Below are 20,210 nucleotides of genomic sequence, written 5' to 3'. Positions count from 1 at the left end.
TCACCTTCCCGCCCGCGCGCTCTAGACTGTCGGATCATCCCCGAACCGGACCCATGCAATGACCGACGTCCTGCCGCTCACCACCGACTCCGAATCCGGCCTCCAGTACCGGCTGCGCCCGGCCGACGGCCGCCCCGCGGCCCGCCTGCTGCTGCTGCACGGCGTCGGCGGCAACGAAACCAACCTGCTGAACCTGGCCGGTACGATCGATCCGCGCATCGAAATCGCGTTCGTGCGCGGCCCGCTGACGTTCGGCCCGAGCCAGCACGCGTGGTTTCCGGTGCGCTTCGGCGCGAACGGCCCGGAAATCGATCCGGACCGCGCGGATGCGAGCCGCGTGCAGCTGATTGCGCTGCTGCGTGCATTGCGCGCGCGGGACGCCGAACACGACACCGCCGCATTGCCCACCGTGATCGCCGGCTTCAGCCAGGGCGGCATCATGAGTGCGAGCGTCGGACTCACGTCGCCGGCCGACGTCGCCGCGTTCGCCGTGCTGTGCGGCCGCATCCTGCCGGAAATCGATCCGCTGATCGCGCCGCGCGACGCCTTGAGCGCGCTCGACGCGCTGGTGATGCACGGCCGCTTCGACGACAAGCTGCCCGTCGCGTGGGCCGATACCGCCGACGCGAAGCTGACGGCGCTCGGCGTCGCGCATGCCACGCGGCTGTACGACGCCGGTCATGAACTGACCGCGCAGATGGCGCGCGATTTCGGCCGCTGGGTCGACGCGCGCGCCGGTTTGAACTGAGCGCACCGGGCGTCCGCGCCGCCCGTGCGTGTCGTCAGACGTTGCGCGCCGGATCGCCGATGACCGGCGCTGCGCTGCCGGCCTCTCGCGCGGCGCCGCGCTTCGCCAGCTTCCAGCCGACCACCAGCGCGAGCACGACGACGGGAATCATCGCGACGGTCCACGTGCCGCCCGGATAGTCGAATGCCATCAGCACGAGCACGCTGGCGAGGAAGCCGAGCGTGAGCCACGACGTGAACGGCGCGCCGGGCATCCGGAACGATACCGGGCTCAGCTCGCCGCGCTTGACCGCGCGGCGGAACAGGATCTGGCACATCACGATGAAGCCCCAGGTCGAGATGATCCCGAGCGACGCCATGTTCAGCACGATCTCGAACGCCTGGGCCGGCACGATGTAGTTCAGCGGCACGCCGATCGCATTGATCGCGACCGTGACGAGGATCCCGCCGTACGGCACGCCGCGCGCATTCATCCGCGATACGAAGCGCGGCGCCGAGCCGCCCATCGCGAGCGAGCGCAGCACGCGCCCGGTCGAATAGAGGCCGGAGTTCAGGCTCGACAGCGCGGCGGTCAGCACCACGATGTTCATCACCGTGCCGACGTACGGCACGCCGAGCTTGCTGAAGAACGTGACGAACGGGCTTTCGTGCGAGCTGTACGCAGTCCACGGCAGCAGCATCGTCAGCAGCACGACGGAGCCGACGTAGAACAGCGCGATACGCCACATCACGCTGTTGATCGCCTTCGGCAGCACCTTGCGCGCATCGGCGGTCTCGCCCGCCGCGACGCCGACGAGCTCGATGCTCGCATACGCGAACACCACGCCCTGCACGATCAGCACCGCCGGCAGGATCCCGTGCGGGAAGATGCCGCCGTGCTCGGCAACCAGGTGCAGCCCCGGCATCTGGCCGGCGACCGGATGGCCGCTCGCGAGAAACACGGCGCCGACCGCGAGGAACAGCGCGAGCGTGCCGACCTTGACGATCGAGAACCAGAACTCCATCTCGCCGAACACCTTCACGCCGATCATGTTCATGACCGACACGATCCCCAGCGCGCCGAGCGCGAACACCCATTGCGGGACGTCGGTGAACACGGCCCAGTACTTCATGTAGATCGCGACCGCGGTGATGTCGACGATGCCGGTGGTCGCCCAGTTCAGGTAGTACATCCAGCCGGCGACGAACGACGCGCGCTCGCCCATGAACTCGCGTGCGTACGACACGAACGAGCCGCTGGTCGGCCGGTGCATCACGAGCTCGCCGAGCGCGCGCATGATCAGGAATGCGAACGCGCCGCACACGAGATACACGACCGCCAGCGCGGGCCCCGCGCTCTGCAGGCGGCCGCCCGCGCCGAGAAAGAGGCCGGTGCCGATCGCACCGCCCATCGCGATCATCTGCACGTGCCGCGGTTTCAACTGCTTCGCATAGCCGGCCTCGTGCGACGCGAACATCGCGTCGCGCTCGGAATGACGGGGCTCCGCGCCGCCGGCCGTGTCGGCCGGGCGCTCGCTGGCGTGCTTCATGGTGTGTCTCCGTTTCTTGATGTGGTGCGCCCATCGACGGGGCGCTGCGGGAACGGCCGCGCGCGGTCTGCCGGCGGCAAGCGCCGGCGCCGCGCGGCCGGGATCAGTACGCGCGCGGTCGGATCAGCGCTTCGGGTTGCAGCGCCTCGTCGAGTTGCGCGTCGGTCATCAACTGGTGCGCCAGCACGACTTCGCGGATCGACTTGCCGCTCTCGTGCGCCTCGGCGGCCACGGCGGTCGCGCGCTTGTAGCCGATGTACGGATTCAGCGCGGTCGCGAGCGCGACCGACCGCTCCATCGTTTCGCGCAGCCGCTGCGGGTTCGCGGTGATGCCGGTCACGCAGCGGCCCGTGAGGGTCGTGCACGCGGCGGTCAGGTGGCTGAAGCTGCGGAACAGCGCGCTCGCGATCACCGGCTCGAATGCGTTGAGCTGAAGCTGCCCGGCTTCGGCCGCGAAGGTCACGGTCAGGTCGTTGCCGAACACTTCGAACGCGACCTGGTTCACGACTTCCGGAATCACCGGGTTCACCTTGCCCGGCATGATCGACGAGCCGGCCTGCACCGGCGGCAGGTTGATCTCGCCGAACCCCGCGCGCGGGCCGCTCGACAGCAGCCGCAAGTCGTTGCAGATCTTCGACAGCTTCACCGCGATCCGCTTCAGCACGCCCGAGATCTGCACGAACGCGCCGCAATCCTGCGTCGCCTCGATCAGGTTCGGCGCGGTGCTGAGGTCCAGCCCGGTGATGCGGCGCAACGCGGCCAGCGCCTTCTCCGCGTATTGCGGGTGCGCGGTGATGCCGGTGCCGATCGCGGTCGCGCCGAGATTGATCTCGCGCATCAGCCAGCCGGCTTCCTGCAGGCGCGCGATGTCTTCCGTCACCATCACCGCGTAGGTCGAGAACTCCTGGCCGAGCGTCATCGGCACCGCGTCCTGCAACTGCGTGCGGCCGAGCTTCAGCAGCCCCGAAAACGCGTCGGCCTTCTCCGCGAACGCGTCGCGCAGGCGCGCCATCGCTTCCAGCAGGTGCTCGACGGCGAAGCAGGTGGCGATGCGGATCGCGGTCGGATACACGTCGTTGGTGCTCTGCGCGAGATTGACGTGCTCGTTGGGATGCAGGTATTCGTACTGCCCGCGCGCGTGGCCCATGATTTCGAGCGCGCGGTTGCAGATCACCTCGTTCGCGTTCATGTTGGTCGACGTGCCGGCCCCGCCCTGGATGATGTCGACCACGAACTGGTCGTGCAGCCGGCCTTCGCGGATCTCGACACACGCGGCGGCGATCGCGTCGCGATACGCGCGCGGCAGCAGCCCGAGCTCGCAGTTCGCATCGGCCGCGGCTTCCTTCACGGCGGCGAGCGCCATCACGAGGTACGGCAGCGACGCGATCGTGCGCCCCGAAATGTCGAAGTTCTCCTTCGCGCGCAGCGTATGGACGCCGTAGTACGCGTGATCCGGAATGCTTCGCTTACCTAAAAGATCCGCTTCGACGCGGAAGCCGTTTTCCGTCATGTCCCCTCCTCAGATGTCCCGTGCCGACGCGGCGAACCCGCTGCGCTCGCCGCGTACCGATACGACGGGATCGCATTCTATGCCTTTGCATAAAGAAGCTCGCTTCTGTATTATCGAAAGCGGTTTTGCGTGGGACGCAACAGCGAGAATCGGATGAAAACAACAGCGAGAGACACTGGCGTCGACCATCTCGGCGCCATGCGCACCTTCGTGCGCGTCGTCGACATGGGGAGCTTTTCCGCGGTCGCGAAGGAGATGCACGTGTCGACGTCCACCGTCGCACGCAAGATCACCGCGATCGAGGAGGCGCTGGGCGTCGCGCTGCTGCATCGTTCGACGCACAGCGTGACGCTGACCGAGGCCGGCCAGATCTACCTCGAACGCGCGGTCACGCTGATCGCGGATCTCGACGACACGCTGCGCGTCGTCACCGAGCTCAATGCGCACCCGAGCGGGCCGCTCAAGCTCACCGCGCCGGTCGGGTTCGGTCGCCGTCATCTCGCGCCGCTCATCGCGCCGTTTCTCGAGCGCTACCCGACGATCCAGCTCGACGTGCGGCTCACCGACAACCACAACGATCTCGTCGCCGGCGGGTTCGATCTCGACATCCACGAGGGCGAGAACTATCTGGACAACCTGGTCGTGCATCGGCTGTCGCGCAACGACAGCATCCTGTGCGCGACGCCCGGCTATCTCGAGCGCCGCGGGCGGCCCGTGACGCCGGACGACCTGACGCAGCACAACTGCCTGCGCTACGTGCATCCCGAAGGCGATCCGCGCTGGGAACTGGTGAGCGACGATGCGCGGCACAGCGTGCTGCCGGCCGGCAACCTCGTCACCGACCATTCGGAGCTGCTGCTCGAGGCGACCTGCGCGGGGCTCGGCATCGCCGAGTTCGAGATCTGGCTGGTGCGCGACCTGCTCGCAAGCGGCCAGCTCGAACCCGTGCTGCCGCGCTATCGGCTGCACAACAAGCTGACCGGCGAGTACATCTACATCGCGTATCTGGCGAACCGGCGCAGCTCGGCGAAGCTGCGCGTGCTGAAGGACTTTCTCGCGGAACAGCTCGCGGACATCGGCGCGCTGTCGGATGCGCAATTGGTGAAGATTCGCGAGGGGCGGGCGTAGCGGGGAGCGGTTTGCGGTTTGCGATTTGCGATTTGCGGTTTGCGGTTTGCCGCTGCCGCTCGCGGTGATGGCCGCGCTTGCATGCAGCCGCCCCGCACGCGCGGCCGCGTCGGCCGGCACTCGCAAGCCGGCGCGCACCGACGCACGCCGCGCTCGCGACAAGCCGCGGCCATGCATCGACACGCTCACGCCATTCAGGCCGCCTGCAACTCGAACGGGAACGTTGCGTGCCCGATCTCGACGCCCTGCGTATTGATCATGCGCGGGCGATGGAACGCGGCGAGCCGCGCGCGCTGCGCCGCCGTGCCGATCTCCAACCGTTCGAGCAGTTCGCTCACGACCATGTACAGCACGTCGATGTTGCCGTCGCCGATCTTCACCGAGATGCCGAGCGCGCCGTTCGCCCCGAGCTGCCGCGTGCGTTCCGACGCACGCACGCCGATCCCGTAGCAGCCGTCCGCGCCGAGCTTGCCGACCACCTGCCCGTCGAACGCGCCCATCAGCACCGTGCAGTAGCGCCCTTCTCCGCCGACCAACTCCGGATGCGCGGTCATCGCATGATGGATGCGCGCCAGCGCGCGCACGCGGTCGGTCACCGCGTCGCCGCCCGCTTCCACCTGGTCCGCGCCGCCGGCCAGCGACGCGTAAAGACGCGCGAGCCGATCGAGCGAAAAAGCCGGCGTCGGCAGGTTGCATCCGTCGATCGCCCAGTCGACTTCGTCGTCGCGCAGCCCGCACGCATCGGCCACCACGTGCTTCACGCGCGCCTGCATCGGATGGTCCGGCAGATGGTAGTCGGCGATCGCCGCGCCGATCGCGCGCGCGCCGGCCAGCATTCCGACGTGCTTGCCCGAACAGTTGCTGCACACGCCGGTCGGCGTGTAGTCGCGCTTGATCCACGACCGGTACACCGCGTCGGACAACGGCGCGTGCCCGCCGCACCGCAAATCCGACTCCTGCGCGTCGACCTTCGCCAGCATCGCGCGCGTGCGCGCGATGTGCTGCTCCTCGCTGCTGTGCGACGCGCACATCAGCGCGATGTCCGCGTCGTCGAAACCGAACCGCTCCGGCGCGCCCGTCTCGATCACCGACAAGGCCTGCGCCGGCTTCGCCGCCGAACGCGCGAGCGTCGTCCGGAACGGATCGCCGAACCGGAACAGCAGCCTGCCGCCGGCATCCACCACCGCCACATCGGCGACGTGGGTGTTTTCGATCGCATTGCCGCGGTGAGTCACGACCGCTGCGCGTTGGGTGTCCATCTGTGCTGTCTCCTTCGTCCGGGCCTGTTCGCCGGGGCCCATGCAACCGGTACGGCAGTGTATCGGCTCGGCGGCGCACCGCGCCTGTCGGTCGATGGAAAGCGGTGTTGCACCGGATGCAAAGCCGCCAGCGGGATCACGAAAAGCTGACCGTTTTAGTACAAAAACTATTAGATCGTTTACATGTTTCGTAATAGTTCGTAGAATTGCGATCGCTAACGCGAATCATACGCATTTACATTGACGTTTTCCGATGCTACGGGCGCCGCCCGGCACCGCGAACACGCGTCCGATCACCGATACTTCCGCTGCCTTCTCGATATGCCCGCCCAGTTCAAGACGAGGCCCCGTGCCCTCGTGTCCGCGCTGACCTGCTCCGTTTTCCTGACGCCGCTGCTCGCTTCCGCCGAAACCGCTCCCGCTACCGACCCGTCGCCCGCCGCCGATACGTCGACGACGCTGCCGACGATCACGGTGCAGTCGTCCGCGCCGTCCGACCTGCAGGTGAAGCGCTCGCCGTCGTACAAGTTCACCGCTCCGCTGCTCGACACGCCGCGCTCGGTCACGGTGATCCCCGAGCAACTGATCAAGGAAAAGAACGTGACGTCGTTCGCGGATGCGCTGCGCTCGGTGCCGGGCATCACGTTCCTCGGCGGCGACGCGGCCGCGAATCCGTCGGCCGACCGTCCGGTGATTCGCGGCTTCGAATCGCGCAACTCGATCTTCGTCGACGGGATGCGTGATTCGGGGGTGCAGAACCGCGAGACGTTCGCGGTCGAGCAGATCAGCGTGATCAAGGGCCCCGACTCCGTGTACGCGGGCCGCGGCTCGGTGGGCGGCAGCATCGACATAGTCACGAAGACGCCGCAGAACGACAACTTCATCAACAGCAGCATCGGCTTCGGCACCGACGGCTACAAGCGTGCGACCGTCGACGCGAACCACAAGATCAACGACACGACGGCCGTGCGGCTGAACGTGATGGGCCACGACGCGAACCAGGCCGGCCGCAACGACGTGTACAACAAGCGCTGGGGCGTCGCGCCGTCGATCGTGTTCGGGCTCAATACGCCGACCACGGTCACGGTCAGCTACTACCACATGAACTCGTACGACATGCCGGACTTCAGCGTGCCGTTCCGCGCGTCGGGCGGCACGCCGGTGCCGACCGATCGCGGGCAGTTCTTCGGGCTGAACACGCGCGACTATCGCTACGGGCAGACCGACACCGGCGAAATTCGCGTCGAGCACAAGATCAACGACGACTGGAAGCTGAAGAACACGACGACGTTCGGGCGCTCGACGCTCGATTACGTGGCGACGAACCCGCAGATCCTCGCGTCGGATCCGACCATGCTCGGCCTGCAGGCGAAGAGCGGCAAGTACGCGCTCAACGGCTTCGCGAACCAGACCGAGGTGACGGGCAGCGCGAGCCTGTTCGGGATGAAGCACACGATGACGGCCGGCGTCGAGTTCAGCCACGAGCAGGCGCGCTACGAGGGCTATCTCGTGTCGGATTCGGCCGGCAACAGCATCCGTACGGGCGGCCCGTGCTCGGTGGCCGGCAACTGCACGCCGCTCGCCGGCGGCTGGAACCCGAACATGCCGTGGACCGGCAACATCGTGCTGAACGGCGACAAGAGCTTCCCCGGCCCGACCACCAACACGCGCACCGATACGGTGTCGGCGTACATCTTCGACACGGTCAAGCTGTCCGAGCGCTGGCAGTTCAACACCGGGCTGCGCTTCGACCGCTACGACATCACCGGCAAGCAGGCCGGCGTCGCCGACCTGTCGAACACGTCGAACCTGTTCAGCTACCAGTTCGGCCTCGTGTTCAAGCCGGTGACGAACGTGAGCCTGTATGCGTCGTACGGCACGTCGTCGAACCCGCCGGGCTCGAACTCGGGCCTCGGCGGCGGCACCGACCAGATCACCGCGACGAACCAGGACCTCGCGCCCGAGCGCTCGCGCAACATCGAGATCGGCGCGAAGTGGGACGTGCTGCAGGATCAGCTGTCGCTGACGTCGGCGCTGTTCCAGACCGAGAAGACCAATGCGCGCGTGAGCGACGGCCTCGGCCACACCGTCAACGCGGGCAAGCAGCGCGTGCGCGGCGTCGAGTTCGGTTTCGCGGGAAACCTGACGCCGAAGTGGCACGTGTTCGGCGGCTACTCGTACCTGAACGCGATCACGACCGACGCGGGCCCCGGCAGCCCCGGCGCATCGGGCCTGCCGATGGTGATGGTGCCGAAGCACAACTTCACGCTGTGGACGAGCTACGACGTCATGCCGAAGCTCACGCTCGGCGCGGGCGCGACCGTGATGAGCCAGACCTATGCATCGGTGTCGGCGACGACGAAGAAGTGGACGCCCGGCTACGCGCGCTTCGACGCGGCCGCGACGTGGCGCGTGAACAAGACGATGGACGTGCAGCTGAACGTACAGAACCTGTTCGACAAGAAGTACTACGCGAGCGCGTATCCGATCTACGCGACGTGGGCGCCGGGCCGTTCGGCGATGGTCACGCTGAACTTCTATCAGTAAGCGTCATGCGGCGGGAGGGCATGATGCGCCCTCCTCCGCGTCGCTCGCCGCGGCAGCGAATAGGTCTTCGTACTCGTGAAGCTCTTCATCGCTTCCTGCGCGCCTTCCTTGTAGCCGAGGCCGTGATCACGGCGATCGCCGGGTTCGTGATGAGTTCGTCCGTGATTTCGCGCGCTGCAGCCGGAACTGCGCGTAAGCTCGCGCTTGTGCTGCGGCGGGAGATGGATCGAGGTACGCGCGTCGCGTCAGGCGTCAGAGAGACGCCAGCAGCGGTACGTGCTATCGATATTCATCGATCTCGATCACGCCCCCGACTGATTCAATGAGCTCGCGGGTAGCGTCCGACACGTGGGGCACACGATCACCATTCTCGTTGTCCCAGTAGCACAAGAACCGCATGCGCGCACCGGCTTGCTCGATACGCTCGAGAAGACCTTCACGCGGCAAGGAGAGCCGTTCGATCAGGTAGCGGAGGTGCGGCTCCAATCGATCGCTTTGAACGGCGGCCTTGCTTTCCAGCGCCCACAGATTAAGCTTTCCGGGCCGGGAACTCAGGCGCCCGGACGGCAGCAGATAGGGCTTTTCTTTCGTGATCGTTCGACTCGGGAAGATGCCGAAGAAGGCGGTCCACGTGTCCGGGTGCGCGCCCTCCGATGAAATGATGAAGGTCGCGTGCGCAAGTGCGCTATCGGTGGGCGTAGGGGACTCAGCGTGCATAGTCATGCATGTTATCAATTACTACGCCTTTGAACTCGACGTCGCCGTTGTCGTGGAAGATAACGTTGTCGGCTGGTCCCAAGCCGTTTGCAGGCTTCAAGATATGCAGCATCTGCCCGAACGTCCTGCGATCGTAGCCGAGCATCTTTGCCGCGAAGGACTCGCGTCAGCTCCGGTCAGCGGTCGCAAACCACATTGTCAATCGGCCAGTGACAGAGCACGCGTCGATATGTCGACGTGCAGTGGTCCCGATCGAGAGAATTAGGTGGGGCGATGCATTGGAACTCAGTGAAGCCAAATCGGAATTCTCGCGGCAACCCAATCGATCTTCGTTGGCGGCATCGAGATTGCCCTTTCACCGTCGTTCTCATCCGACGCATCGAAATAGATCAACTTGTTGCCGCGGATTTTGATCGAATCCTGTTGCGGCCGGCCGTCCCAAAAAACGAAAAATAGTCGGGAAGCAAGCGTCGATCCATGCCCATCGGTGACGATGAGTTTGACCTGCTCGTTCTGATCCGCAAACAGTCCATGGCTGCGGGCACCACTTCCGCAAATGTTGACGATGTAGGTTGCGCCGCGGATCTGTTTGATTCCACCATTCATCTTGGCGTTGTAGTCGAAGCGCTGACAATCGGTGTCGTCAGTCGTGACTCCACCAAAACTGATGAGCGACAAGCAGGCCAAAATGCCGAGCGTGACGATCGCCAGTCGCGCACGCTCCGCTCGGCCGAAATGGGCGATATTTTGAACAAGCCAGTAGAAGTAGGCTGCGAAGATAAGCGTCGTGATGACGAGCATGGCAGTCTTACCGCCCTTGAGTGCGAAAATCGTGACCGCATTTGTGGCGCCAAGCGGAAGGAACGCCCATACGATGGCGACAGCTAGGGTCACGGCCCCAACCACCAAGATCGTTCTGAGAATGAGGCGGATAGTCTTCATTGCTCCGCCGGGATTGGTCTGCATACGGTATCAAATTTCAAAACGGTCGGCTTGTCGAGTTTTACGAGTTTGGGCCTACTGTAAACCATAAAATCTCCGCCACGACTGTGTGCCGCCCTCCAGTCGCGATATGTCTAGTTGCGCACTGGCCAGCACACATCATTCGCCATAAACTCTCGAATTAATTTGATCTATAAATGACTCAATCTTGAAAAACAAATTTCCTATAATTCACAAAAAATCCATTCAACTCGACCTTAGTCACTAGTACGAATCCGAAAAAATTATTATCTCAAAGAACTTATCCTAATCTCCCAACTTGCGCCGACACCCAAAAACAATCAAAAACTGTTACGCGGCACCGCTCTGCCGCCAAATGGAGCCGTCAATGGTGCTGGCCCAACCGAATTCCCCGAACTGGCGCTACCGCCAAAAACGAGCGCTCACGAACGTGTCGATACCGCGTACCGCAGCGCGCGAAGCCGGTGCGCAGATGCATACGAGCAGCCCCGTGCTCACCGCCAGCGGCAAACTGTTCCTGTCGCAGTTGAACGCGCTCGAGCGCAACGCGCTGCTCGCCCGGCTCACGCTGACGAAGATGACCTACCTGACGCTGACCGATGCGCAGCTGCTGGCGGCCGAACTCGACCGGCTGGCCGCGCGCGGGGTGGGCATCGACAACGAGGAATTCGTACGGGGGATGGTGGCCGTCGCGGTGCCGGTGAAGGATGCCGCGAGCGGCCGCGTGCTTGCTGCGCTCGCCGTGCATGCGCCGACTGCACGCGCGACGCTCAACGATCTGCTGGAAAACGTGCCGAAGATGCGCGACGCGGCCGCGCGGCTCGCACCGCTGCTGCATGCGGCTGATGGCGCGCCGCGGGATTGATCCGGGCACGCGCGTTCATGCGTTGCAAACGCTCACGCCAAGTGATACCGCAGCCAGAAAGTCTCGCGGCACGCGTTGTCGAACGTGATCCTCGTCGGGCTGATCGGCTGCGCGTCGGGCTGGCGGATCACGTCGTAGTCGATCCAGCATTCGGCACACAGCAGGTCGGACGGCGCGCGATCCTGCTCGACCGCGCGGCGCACGATCGCGCCGTTGTCGAAGCGGTATTCGGTTTCGTCGCGCGTGACCTCGACGTCGTCGTCGGTCCAGCGGTCGTGCGACGTGGCATGCGACACGATCGACACCGGGCCGGCAAGCCCGTGGATCGCGGCGACGTAGGCAATCAACTTGTCCATGACGAGGCGGCGAACTGGCGGATGGCCGCTATGTGCGACGCAGGATGCGCGCAGCGGCCCGAGCGGCGAGTATAGCCGCGCGCGGATGACCTTGCCGCCGGCAAGGGTTTGATCCGCGTTTCACGCGGGTTTTCACGCGGGCCTTGCGCCGGTTTTGCGCGTCATGCCTCCAGCGCCAGCAACGCGAACGTCGCGAGCCAGTGCTCGCCCATGTAGTCGCCGGCCACGTGCGCGAGCGCGCTCGCCAGATGCCGGTCGGCCGCATCGAGCAGCTTCGTGCGCCGCTCGTCGCCTTCCCGCAACGCACCGGCGAGCGAGCGCTGGCACCATGCGCGGCTCAGATTCAAGCCGTCCAGATGCGCGATCTTGCCGTCGCTGCGGTCGCTGACCGTAGCCGGCACGAACAGCGTCGCCGGCTCGCCGCGTGCGAGATCCGGCAGGAAGCGCGCGAACCAGCCGTCGAATTCGCCCGCCGGCAGCACGCGCCGCATCAGCTCCGCCTCCATCAGCGCCGGCGACAGGAATTCGTCGCCCGACGGCTCCCACGCCTGGCACGCGACGTCGTTCGAATGCCAGCGCTTCGCGGTATCGACGATCAGCGCCGCGAGCCCGTCGCGCTGCGTGTCGCGTGCGAAGTCGAGCGTGAGCGCCAATGCGAACGCGGTATTGAAGTGCGTGCCGACGCGCAGCGGATAGGTCGCCTTCGGCAGGAACGCCTCGAAGCGCGACACGAACAGGTCGGTGAGCGGCGCCATCGTCTTCGCCCAGCGCGCGGCCTGCGGCACCACGCCCGTAAGCGCTGTCCGCTCCAGTTGTGCGGACAGCGCCAGCAGCCACGCCCAGCCGTAAGGCCGCTCGAAGCCGCTGTTGTGCGGCAGCGCGAGATACGCGCGTTCGCCGGCGACGTTCGCGTCGGTGAAATGCGCGTCGACGATGGCGATGATCCGTTCGGCCTCCGGCAGCGCCGGATAGCGTTCGAGCGCGCGCAACACGAGCCAGTAGCCGTGCACGCACGAATGCCAGTCGTAGCTGCCGTAGAAGATCGGGTGCAGCGCGCGCGGCCCCTGCACGTCGTGCGGGCCTTCGAGCGCATGCGTGAGCTTGTTCGGATATTCGCGGGTCAGGTGCGCGAGCGCGAGCGACGCGAATTTCGACGCGAGTTCGGCGGTCAATCGGTGGGCGGTCATGGGTATCTCGTCGTCAGAAGCGGAATACGAACGCATACATCAGCAGCGTGTTGACGGCCAGCAGCAGCACGGCGGTCGGCCACTGCGCGTCGATCACGCCGTGCTTGTCCTTCAGTTCGAGCAGCGCGGCGGGCACGATGTTGAAGTTCGCGGCCATCGGCGTCATCAGCGTACCGCAGAAGCCGCTCAGCATCCCGATCGCGCCCATGATCGCCGGATTGCCGTGGAAGCGCCCTCGCGTCGCGCCGCGCGGCACGGCCGCGGCCTCGCCGACATCGTCGGACTCGCCGCGCCCGAGCTTGCCGAAGCCGGCGATCAGCGCGATCGCGATCGCGAGGCGGCCCAGGATAACGGTTTCGTCGGAGCAATCCGGGCGCGGGTGGCGGACTACTGGTGGCGGATGGCGGGTGGCGGACTGCGGCTGGCGGGCACCCGCCCCGTCACGCGTGGCGAAGCGCAGGTGCGCCGACTAAACTGGAAGGCATCGGCAACGTACGGGAGAGCCGCCATGATTGACGTATTCCAGACCATCGGCAGCCGCGCATTCTCCGCGCATCTGGCGAAGGACGGCATGGTCACGCTGATGGAGCAGCGCCATGAGGTCGACCGCGTGACGCTCGCCACCGCGTACGCCGCGCTCGTCGAGGAATCCGAGCAGGAAGCCGATCTGCGCGATGCGACCGTCGAAGGGATGATGCGCGCGCTGATCCAGGGGTACGCGCGCAGTCATTGACGCTGCGGCCGCGCCCTCGGCCCGCAGCGGTTCGCTGTCAGGCGGCCGGCGTGCCGACGCCTTGGTCGCCGCTGCCCCTGCCCCTGCCCCGGCCCCGACCTCAGCCTCGGCCCCCGGCCAGTGCACAGTCGCCGGTAGCCGGCGTGCGTGCAGATCCTCGGCAGATTCTCCACCGCGCCGTTGCCGGCGCGATTGCACTCCGTGCTGAAAGCTTCGACCACGTCGCGATCCGCAAACACGGTCGTGCGAAAGTCGCGTTCGCCGCGTTTCGCGTGTCACGGCAGATGCGCAGCGCCAAGTCGATGGAATGAGCGATCGCCATGACGATCGGACGACCGCCCCGCGACACGTAGTCGTGACGTTACCTACCGGCGCCGGCGGCCCACTTTCCGCAGCGCAGCGCGCGGCGCGCGTACGAGCCGATTCGAACGCACAGGCGGCAAAAAAGCAGCCCGACCATCGACGAAAGGGCCGGAATCGATGCAATGCGCAATTTTTTCGATTGCCGCCGCTCGCCGCGCATGACAGCATGCGGGCGTCGCCAACCGAAAAGAACTCCGTGCCGTCCGTCCGCCGATGCAGGTCACCGGCGCCGGCCCGGCACCGCCTTCCATGAACCCGGCCCACCACCCACACTACGAACCGACCGGAGTATCCCGCTTGTGAACATCGGCATCGTCAACGACCTCCCGCTTGCCGTCGAGGCGATGCGCCGTGCGATCGCGCAACGTCCGGAGCACCGCGTGCTGTGGGCCGCGGCCGACGGCGCACAGGCCGTCGAACTGTGCGCCGCGCAGCCGCCCGACGTCGTGCTGATGGACCTGATCATGCCGAAGTGCGACGGGGTCGAGGCGACGCGGCGAATCATGCGCTCCGGCCGCCCGTGCGCGATCCTGATCGTGACGAACTGCATCGGCGCGAACGCGTGGCGCGTGTTCGAGGCGATGGGCGCGGGCGCGCTCGACGCGGTCGACACGCCGCGCCTCGGCGCAGGCGAAGCCGGCGACACCACCCGGCTGCTGCTCGCGAAGATCGACCAGATCGGCCGCCTGCTCGATGCGCCCGGCGGCGTGCATGCGGCCGGCACGACCGCACGCGCCGACGGCGGCCCGCTGATCGCGATCGGCGCATCCGCCGGCGGGCCGGGCGCGCTCGCATCGATCCTCGGCAGCCTGCCGGCCGACTTCCGCGCGCCGATCGTGATCGTGCAGCACGTCGATCGCGCGTTCGCCGAAGGGATGGCGCAATGGCTCGACGGCCAGACGCCGTTGACGGTGCGAGTGGCGTGCGAAGGCGACCGCCCGCAGCCGGGCGTCGCGCTGCTCGCCGCCACCGACGATCATCTGCGCATCACGCGCGCCGGCACGCTGGAATACACGCGTGAGCCTGCCGCCACGCCATACCGGCCGTCGGTCGACGTGTTCTTCAACAGCCTGACCGAACACTGGCCGGGCCGCGTGATCGGCGTGCTGCTGACGGGCATGGGCCGCGACGGCGCGATCGGCCTGAAGGCGCTGCGGATGAAGGGCTATCACACGATCGCGCAGGACGAGGCGACGAGCGCCGTATACGGCATGCCGAAGGCGGCCGCGACACTCGGCGCGGCGCGCGCGATCCTGCCGCTCGAACGCATCGCCGGCGAGCTGACCGCACTCGCGCGGATCTGAACCAATGACGCCCCACCCCCTCCAGCGCAGCCGCGGCGCAACGCGGCCCCGATCATGACCAGCAACCTGACCCGCCCGCCGGGCGCCCCGCATCCGGCAGCCGACGCCATGCCCGCACGACCTGCACCGGCCGCCGACGTCCCGGCGATGGTTCTGCTGGTGGACGACCAGACGATCGTCGCGGAAGCCGTGCGGCGCGCGCTCGTCGACGAGGACGGCATCGACTTCCACTACTGCCCGCGCTCGGACGAAGCGATGGCCGCCGCGATCGAGACGCGGCCGACCGTGATCCTGCAGGATCTCGTGATGCCGGGCACCGACGGGCTGAGCCTCGTGAAGGCGTACCGCGCAAATCCGGCGACGCGCGACGTGCCGATCATCGTGCTGTCGACGCAGGAAGAGCCGGTGATCAAGAGCGCGGCGTTCGCGGCCGGCGCGAACGACTACCTCGTGAAGCTGCCCGATCGCATCGAGCTCGCCGCGCGGATCCGCTACCACTCGCGCTCGTACATGAACCTGCTGCAGCGCGACGAGGCCTATCGCGCGCTGCGGCAATCGCAGCAGCAACTGCTCGAAGCGAATCTCGAACTGCGGCGCCTCACGCATTCGGACGGGCTGACCGGGCTGTCGAACCGGCGCTACCTCGACGAATACCTGGCCGCGGAATGGCGACGCGTCGCGCACGAGCGCGGCGAGCTGTCGCTGCTGATGATCGACGTCGACAATTTCAAGCTGTACAACGACACGTACGGACACGTATCGGGCGACAGCGTGCTCAGGCAGGTCGCGGCCACCATCGAGCGCTGCCTCGGGCAGTCCGGCGATCTGGCCGCACGCTTCGGCGGCGAGGAGTTCGCGGTCGTGATGCCGTCGAAGTCGCCGGGCGCCGCGCGGCTGCTCGGCGAGAAGATCCGCCTCGCGGTCGAGGCGCTGCGGCTCGAGCACGTGCATTCGTCGACGGGCCGCTACGTGACGATCAGCATCGGCGGCGCGACCGTCGTGCCGGCACCCGGCGTGCCGACGACATCGCTGATCGAAGCGGCCGACCGCGCGCTGTATCGCGCGAAGCGCGACGGCAAGAACCGCGTCGCGGTCGATGGGCCGGCGACGCCTGCGCTACCCGTCGCGTCCGTTCCCCCGGGCACCGGCGGCTTCCGCTGAACGCCGGTGCAGCCGCTGCGGCCGATGTGGCCGATGTGGCCGATGTGGCCTCTGCAGCCTACGCGGCCGCAAGCAGCCGCCGCGCGTAGTCGCCCGGATCGAGCGGCCGGCTGAACAAGTAGCCCTGCTGCATATCGCAGCCGATCTGCCGCAGGAACCACGACTGCGCTTCGGTCTCCACGCCTTCCGCGGTGACCTTCATCCCGAGCGAATGCGCCATCGCGACCACCGCCTGCGTGATCGCGACGGAATCGCGATGATCGGGCACGCCCGACACGAACGAGCGGTCGACCTTCAGGTTGTGCAGCGGAAAGCGCTTCAGATACGCGAGCGACGAATAGCCGGTCCCGAAGTCGTCGACCGAGATCCGCACGTTCATGTCGGTGAGCGCCTCGAGCATCGGCAGCACGGTGTCCGTGTCGTTCATCAATACGCCTTCGGTAATCTCGAGTTCGAGCGCGCCCGGGTCGAGCTGCGTCTGCGCGAGGCAGCGGCCGACCGATTCGACGAGCCCTTCGTGGAACTGCCGCGGCGACAGGTTGACCGCCAGCATCAGGTCCGGCGCGATCGTGCGGCGCCATTCGGCGGCCTGCCGGCACGCGGTTTCGAGCACCCACTGGCCGATCGCGACGATGAGCCCGGTGTCTTCCGCGACCGGGATGAATTCCGCCGGCGACATCGGCCCGAGTTCCGGGCTGGTCCAGCGCAGCAGCGCTTCGGCGCCGACCGTGCGGCCGCTGCGCGCGTCGACGACCGGCTGGTACGCGAGCCGCAGCATGTCCGACGACAACGCCCGCCGCAGCGACTGCTCGATCGCGAAGCGGCGCTGCAGGCGCAGGTTCAGTTGCGCGGTGAAGAACGTGAAATGGTTGCGGCCGCGCTGCTTCGCGTCGTACATCGCCGAATCGGCGTTGCGCATCAGCGTGACGGCGTCCTCGCCGTCGCGCGGCGCGACGCTGATCCCGATCGACACGCCGAGCCAGTACTCGTTGTTCGCGATCGCGAACGGCTTCGCGATCGTATCGATCACCTCGCGTGCGAGCACGGCGAGCCCGTCGGGATCGTCGCAGTCGTCGACCAGGATCACGAACTCGTCGCCGCCGACGCGCGTGAGCGAATACCGGCCGGCCGCGCATGCCTCGAGCCGCGCGGCGACGCTGCGCAGCAGCGCGTCGCCGGCGTCGTGCCCGGCCGTGTCGTTGACCTTCTTGAAGCCGACCAGGTCGATGAACAGGATCGCGACACGCGCGGGGCCGGCCGCGCGGTCGCGCATGCCGAACAATTCGCGCATCCGTTCGGACAGCCAGCGCCGGTTGTACAGGCCCGTCAGCGCATCGCGCGTCGCCATGTAGCGCAACTGCTGCTGCGCTTCGCGCACGGGACCGATGTCGTGGAACGACACGAGCACCGATTCGGGCTGGGTCTCGCCCGGCTTCACGATCGGCACCGCATTGCCGCGCACCCAGATGACGTCGCCGCCTGCGACGCCGAAGCCGACCGTGTAGTCGAGCAGCGGCGTGGCCGTGGTGAGCGCGCGCAGGCTCGGCCAGTCTTCCGGCGCGATCGGCGTGCCGTCCTCATATAACTTGTACAGGATCACCGTCGACAGCCGCCGGCCGACGAGATCGCCCTTCGCGCGCATCATCCGGTTCGCGCTCGGATTGCTCGCGACCACCACGCCGTCGCGCGACACGACGAGGATGCCTTCGTTCAGGCTGTTGACGACCAGACGGTGATGCTCCTCGCTGCGCGCGAGCTGCCGCGCGATCGAGTCCTGGTGCACGGCGAGGCCGACGCTGTTGCCGATGTCGCGCAGCAGGTCGGTTTCCACGTCGCTGGGGCGCCGCTGCGTGCGGTAATAGACGGCGAACGCGCCGAGCACGCTGCCGGCCTCGTCCTCGAACGGCACCGACCAGCACGCGCGCAGCCCGAACGGCAACGCGAGCGAGCGGTAGTCGGCCCACAGCGGATCGGTTTCGATGTCTTCGACGGCGACCATCCGGCGCTCGTACATCGCCGTGCCGCACGAGCCCGCGGCGGGGCCGATCGACGCGCCGGCGAGCGCCGCGCCGTACTGGGCAGGCAAGGACGGCGCGGCGCCCACGCGCACGTGCACGCCGTCCGGGTCGAGCAGCAGGATCGTGCAGCACGCGCCATTGCCGAGCAACGCCTCGGCGCGCCGGCAGACCTCGACGAGCAGCTCAGGCAGCGGGGTATTGCGCGTGATCAGTCTCAACACGCTCTGTTCGGACGCGAGGACTTCCGCGGCGAGACCGAGGCTGTAGTGAGAACTTTGCGGTTCGGTATTCAAATTGAATCCTGCCGTCAGTTCGATCGGGTCTGTTGCGCCCGATTCGTGAGCCATCCTTCGTGCCATGTGCCGCCCCGGGTTTACGCCGACCCCGGGGTGCGCCCCGATTGCGTGTCCAGCAGACGCGCCAAATTACATTTAACACCAATCCGTGCGCATCGGCGAATCCGCGTGCATCGGGGCTTACGCGCGATCACGGTCGCATGCGCGCCGCCCCGATCCATTCGACCGTGGTGCCGCACCGCGTCATTCGGCGTCGCCGGGTTGCGCGCCGGTCACGGCCTTCAGCGCATCGATCGCGGCCGCCACCGACGCGCTCGCCGGCGCCGCGTACAGCGCGCCGACCGTCTCGGGCATCGTCGACAGTTTCAGCGGCAAGCGGCCGACGCGCTCGCCCGCGTTTGCCGCCATCGCGAACGCGCGGGCCGACTGCACGAACAGGCACGGCGTCTGTTCGGCGACCACGAGGTTGGTCTGCCACGACACCGATTCCATCAGCACGGCCGGCGGCGGCAGGCACGCGTTCGCGAACTCGGCGTCGAGCGCCGCGCGCGCCGGCGAGCCGAGCGGCGGCGCGATCCACGGAAACGCCGCCGCATCGCGCCATCCGATCCGCGCGCGCCGCAGCAGCGGATGGCGCGACCCGCACACGACGATCATGTCGTCGCGATACAGCGGCGCGATGTCGAGCCCCGCGCGCATCGCCGACGCGTCGAGCCGGCACACGAGCAGATCCAGCTCGCGGCGCTGCGCCTGCGCGAGCATCCGGTCGAGCGTGTCCTCGCGCACGTTGAGCTGCACCGCGCGCCCCGCGTCGCGCAGCCACGCGAGCGCGCCCGGAATCAGTTGCGACGCCATGTTCGGCAACAGCCCGATCGACACCGGGCGGCCGGCGCCGGTACGCAATGCGTCGAACGCGGGCGCGATGCCGCGCATGTCGGTCAGCACGCGGCCGATGCATTCGAGCAGCGCGTCGCCGTAGGCCGTCGGCGCGACGCGCCGCGACGTGCGCTCGAACAGCGGCACGCCGAGCGACGCCTCGAGCTCGCGCAGCCACTTCGACAGCGCGGGCTGCGTGATCGATGCGGCCTCGGCCGTGCGCGCGAAGCTGCGGGTCCGCGCGAGCGCGTCGAGCGTCTCCAGGTCGCGCAGCCGCAGGCGGCGCAGCGCCTGCACGATGCGCTGCTCGTGGGCCGCCGCGCCGGGCGGCGCGAGCGGGTCCGGCGGAAGGCGGCCGGCCGGGCCGCGGGTCGCGAAGGGCACGGGCATCTCCGTCATTCATGTTCGCAGGGTTATCGATCGATCCCGATCTTTCATCGATCGATACGTGATCCTGCCGCATAGTCGTCGGCATGAAAACCCCCGGCGCGAGCCGGCACGATCAGGAGACGACCGACGTGAAGGACGATCAGCACCCCACCGCCGCCGCCGAACCCACCGGGCGGCGCCAGTTCCTCAAGCTCGCCGGGGCGGCCGTCGCGTCGGCCGGTTTCGGCGCCGACGCGCTCGCGTCGGGCACGCCGCCGGCCG

17 protein-coding genes and 3 pseudogenes are annotated in these 20,210 nt (G+C 67.3%); 8 read left to right on the top strand and 12 right to left on the bottom strand.

Translation table 11 applies throughout. The features are described from left to right. Window positions 1-58 precede the first annotated feature (58 nt). Window positions 59-748 (top strand): alpha/beta hydrolase, encoded by a 690-nt coding sequence (locus tag O1Q03_RS06935; RefSeq protein ID WP_269502394.1) that lies wholly within the window; start codon window positions 59-61, stop codon window positions 746-748. Window positions 749-782: 34 nt separating this feature from the next. Here the strand turns inward: O1Q03_RS06935 and O1Q03_RS06930 are convergent, their stop codons facing one another. Both O1Q03_RS06930 and O1Q03_RS06925 read right to left on the bottom strand, forming a co-directional pair. Then, complete coding sequence (locus O1Q03_RS06930) at window positions 783-2,276, bottom strand: amino acid permease (RefSeq protein WP_269502392.1); 1,494 nt, start codon at window positions 2,274-2,276, stop codon at window positions 783-785. A gap of 103 nt (window positions 2,277-2,379) precedes the next feature. Then, entirely contained in the window at window positions 2,380-3,786 is a 1,407-nt protein-coding gene (locus O1Q03_RS06925) for an aspartate ammonia-lyase (protein WP_269502390.1), read from the bottom strand. Between the two features lie 153 nt (window positions 3,787-3,939). Here O1Q03_RS06925 and O1Q03_RS06920 point away from each other — a divergent pair, with 153 nt between their 5' ends. After that, entirely contained in the window at window positions 3,940-4,914 is a 975-nt protein-coding gene (locus O1Q03_RS06920; RefSeq protein WP_269502388.1) for a LysR family transcriptional regulator, read from the top strand. A gap of 194 nt (window positions 4,915-5,108) precedes the next feature. On the opposite strand, the gene O1Q03_RS06915 is transcribed toward O1Q03_RS06920, so the two are convergent. Further along, window positions 5,109-6,173 (bottom strand): asparaginase, encoded by a 1,065-nt coding sequence (locus O1Q03_RS06915; protein WP_269502387.1) that lies wholly within the window; start codon window positions 6,171-6,173, stop codon window positions 5,109-5,111. Between the two features lie 321 nt (window positions 6,174-6,494). Between O1Q03_RS06915 and O1Q03_RS06910 the strand changes: the two genes are divergently transcribed. Continuing rightward, window positions 6,495-8,720: a TonB-dependent receptor gene (locus O1Q03_RS06910; RefSeq protein WP_269502386.1), complete on the top strand. Its 2,226-nt coding sequence runs from the start codon at window positions 6,495-6,497 to the stop codon at window positions 8,718-8,720. A gap of 279 nt (window positions 8,721-8,999) precedes the next feature. On the opposite strand, the gene O1Q03_RS06905 is transcribed toward O1Q03_RS06910, so the two are convergent. The 4 genes and pseudogenes from O1Q03_RS06905 to O1Q03_RS40125 all read right to left on the bottom strand — a co-directional run. Further along, window positions 9,000-9,437, bottom strand: a complete 438-nt coding sequence (locus O1Q03_RS06905) for a DUF4279 domain-containing protein (protein WP_269502615.1) — start codon at window positions 9,435-9,437, stop codon at window positions 9,000-9,002. After that, a complete protein-coding gene (locus tag O1Q03_RS06900) occupies window positions 9,427-9,582 on the bottom strand; it encodes a hypothetical protein (protein WP_269502385.1) in 156 nt (51 codons plus the stop codon). Before O1Q03_RS06900 ends, O1Q03_RS06905 begins: the two co-directional genes overlap by 11 nt. Before the next feature lie 140 nt (window positions 9,583-9,722). Then, the gene (locus O1Q03_RS06895; protein ID WP_269502384.1) at window positions 9,723-10,403 is read right to left on the bottom strand and encodes a hypothetical protein; all 681 of its coding nucleotides are present in this window, start codon (window positions 10,401-10,403) and stop codon (window positions 9,723-9,725) included. Continuing rightward, window positions 10,376-10,498: pseudogene (locus O1Q03_RS40125) on the bottom strand (DUF6402 family protein); the annotation flags it as partial. The pseudogene O1Q03_RS40125 and the gene O1Q03_RS06895, both read right to left, overlap by 28 nt. 398 nt (window positions 10,499-10,896) lie before the next feature. Between O1Q03_RS40125 and O1Q03_RS06890 the strand changes: the two are divergent. Next, window positions 10,897-11,265 (top strand): annotated as a pseudogene (locus O1Q03_RS06890) (IclR family transcriptional regulator domain-containing protein); the annotation flags it as partial. A 32-nt stretch (window positions 11,266-11,297) separates the two neighbouring features. Here the strand turns inward: O1Q03_RS06890 and O1Q03_RS06885 are convergent. From O1Q03_RS06885 to O1Q03_RS06875, 3 genes and pseudogenes are all read right to left on the bottom strand, one after another. Next, window positions 11,298-11,621: a hypothetical protein gene (locus tag O1Q03_RS06885; RefSeq protein ID WP_269502382.1), complete on the bottom strand. Its 324-nt coding sequence runs from the start codon at window positions 11,619-11,621 to the stop codon at window positions 11,298-11,300. Window positions 11,622-11,782: 161 nt separating this feature from the next. Beyond that, entirely contained in the window at window positions 11,783-12,808 is a 1,026-nt protein-coding gene (locus O1Q03_RS06880) for a DUF2891 domain-containing protein (RefSeq protein WP_269502381.1), read from the bottom strand. A gap of 13 nt (window positions 12,809-12,821) precedes the next feature. Beyond that, window positions 12,822-13,040: pseudogene (locus O1Q03_RS06875) on the bottom strand (5-oxoproline transporter, DUF979 family subunit); the annotation flags it as partial. Window positions 13,041-13,316: 276 nt separating this feature from the next. Here O1Q03_RS06875 and O1Q03_RS06870 point away from each other — a divergent pair. From O1Q03_RS06870 to O1Q03_RS06860, 3 genes are all read left to right on the top strand, one after another. Beyond that, window positions 13,317-13,541, top strand: a complete 225-nt coding sequence (locus O1Q03_RS06870; protein ID WP_269502380.1) for a hypothetical protein — start codon at window positions 13,317-13,319, stop codon at window positions 13,539-13,541. A 662-nt stretch (window positions 13,542-14,203) separates the two neighbouring features. Next, window positions 14,204-15,208, top strand: a complete 1,005-nt coding sequence (locus O1Q03_RS06865) for a chemotaxis response regulator protein-glutamate methylesterase (RefSeq protein ID WP_269502378.1) — start codon at window positions 14,204-14,206, stop codon at window positions 15,206-15,208. Window positions 15,209-15,262: 54 nt separating this feature from the next. Further along, the gene (locus O1Q03_RS06860) at window positions 15,263-16,369 is read left to right on the top strand and encodes a diguanylate cyclase domain-containing protein (RefSeq protein WP_269502377.1); all 1,107 of its coding nucleotides are present in this window, start codon (window positions 15,263-15,265) and stop codon (window positions 16,367-16,369) included. A gap of 58 nt (window positions 16,370-16,427) precedes the next feature. Here the strand turns inward: O1Q03_RS06860 and O1Q03_RS06855 are convergent, their stop codons facing one another. Further along, window positions 16,428-18,680: a putative bifunctional diguanylate cyclase/phosphodiesterase gene (locus O1Q03_RS06855; RefSeq protein WP_269502376.1), complete on the bottom strand. Its 2,253-nt coding sequence runs from the start codon at window positions 18,678-18,680 to the stop codon at window positions 16,428-16,430. A 246-nt stretch (window positions 18,681-18,926) separates the two neighbouring features. Next, a complete protein-coding gene (locus O1Q03_RS06850; protein ID WP_269502374.1) occupies window positions 18,927-19,949 on the bottom strand; it encodes a LysR family transcriptional regulator in 1,023 nt (340 codons plus the stop codon). A gap of 83 nt (window positions 19,950-20,032) precedes the next feature. Between O1Q03_RS06850 and O1Q03_RS06845 the strand changes: the two genes are divergently transcribed. After that, window positions 20,033-20,210 (top strand): twin-arginine translocation signal domain-containing protein (locus O1Q03_RS06845; protein ID WP_269502614.1); only part of this gene is annotated, 178 nt, incomplete at its 3' end.

Origin of the sequence: Burkholderia sp. IMCC1007, from assembly GCF_027257875.1 — a bacterium.
In the GTDB taxonomy this organism is placed as follows: Bacteria; Pseudomonadota; Gammaproteobacteria; order Burkholderiales; family Burkholderiaceae; genus Burkholderia.
Note: the sequence above shows the minus strand (reverse complement) of the source record. Positions and strands in the feature narration are given on the sequence as shown.

What these genes read in the sequence shown, in the direction of transcription:
- O1Q03_RS06935 (WP_269502394.1), top strand. Translation starts at nt 59, where the DNA reads ATGACCGACGTCCTGCCGCTCACCACCGACTCCGAATCCGGCCTCCAG.
- O1Q03_RS06930 (WP_269502392.1), bottom strand. Translation starts at nt 2,276, where the DNA reads ATGAAGCACGCCAGCGAGCGCCCGGCCGACACGGCCGGCGGCGCGGAG.
- O1Q03_RS06925 (WP_269502390.1), bottom strand. Translation starts at nt 3,786, where the DNA reads ATGACGGAAAACGGCTTCCGCGTCGAAGCGGATCTTTTAGGTAAGCGA.
- O1Q03_RS06920 (WP_269502388.1), top strand. Translation starts at nt 3,940, where the DNA reads ATGAAAACAACAGCGAGAGACACTGGCGTCGACCATCTCGGCGCCATG.
- O1Q03_RS06915 (WP_269502387.1), bottom strand. Translation starts at nt 6,173, where the DNA reads ATGGACACCCAACGCGCAGCGGTCGTGACTCACCGCGGCAATGCGATC.
- O1Q03_RS06910 (WP_269502386.1), top strand. Translation starts at nt 6,495, where the DNA reads ATGCCCGCCCAGTTCAAGACGAGGCCCCGTGCCCTCGTGTCCGCGCTG.
- O1Q03_RS06905 (WP_269502615.1), bottom strand. Translation starts at nt 9,437, where the DNA reads ATGCACGCTGAGTCCCCTACGCCCACCGATAGCGCACTTGCGCACGCG.
- O1Q03_RS06900 (WP_269502385.1), bottom strand. Translation starts at nt 9,582, where the DNA reads ATGCTCGGCTACGATCGCAGGACGTTCGGGCAGATGCTGCATATCTTG.
- O1Q03_RS06895 (WP_269502384.1), bottom strand. Translation starts at nt 10,403, where the DNA reads ATGCAGACCAATCCCGGCGGAGCAATGAAGACTATCCGCCTCATTCTC.
- O1Q03_RS06885 (WP_269502382.1), bottom strand. Translation starts at nt 11,621, where the DNA reads ATGGACAAGTTGATTGCCTACGTCGCCGCGATCCACGGGCTTGCCGGC.
- O1Q03_RS06880 (WP_269502381.1), bottom strand. Translation starts at nt 12,808, where the DNA reads ATGACCGCCCACCGATTGACCGCCGAACTCGCGTCGAAATTCGCGTCG.
- O1Q03_RS06870 (WP_269502380.1), top strand. Translation starts at nt 13,317, where the DNA reads ATGATTGACGTATTCCAGACCATCGGCAGCCGCGCATTCTCCGCGCAT.
- O1Q03_RS06860 (WP_269502377.1), top strand. Translation starts at nt 15,263, where the DNA reads ATGACCAGCAACCTGACCCGCCCGCCGGGCGCCCCGCATCCGGCAGCC.
- O1Q03_RS06850 (WP_269502374.1), bottom strand. Translation starts at nt 19,949, where the DNA reads ATGCCCGTGCCCTTCGCGACCCGCGGCCCGGCCGGCCGCCTTCCGCCG.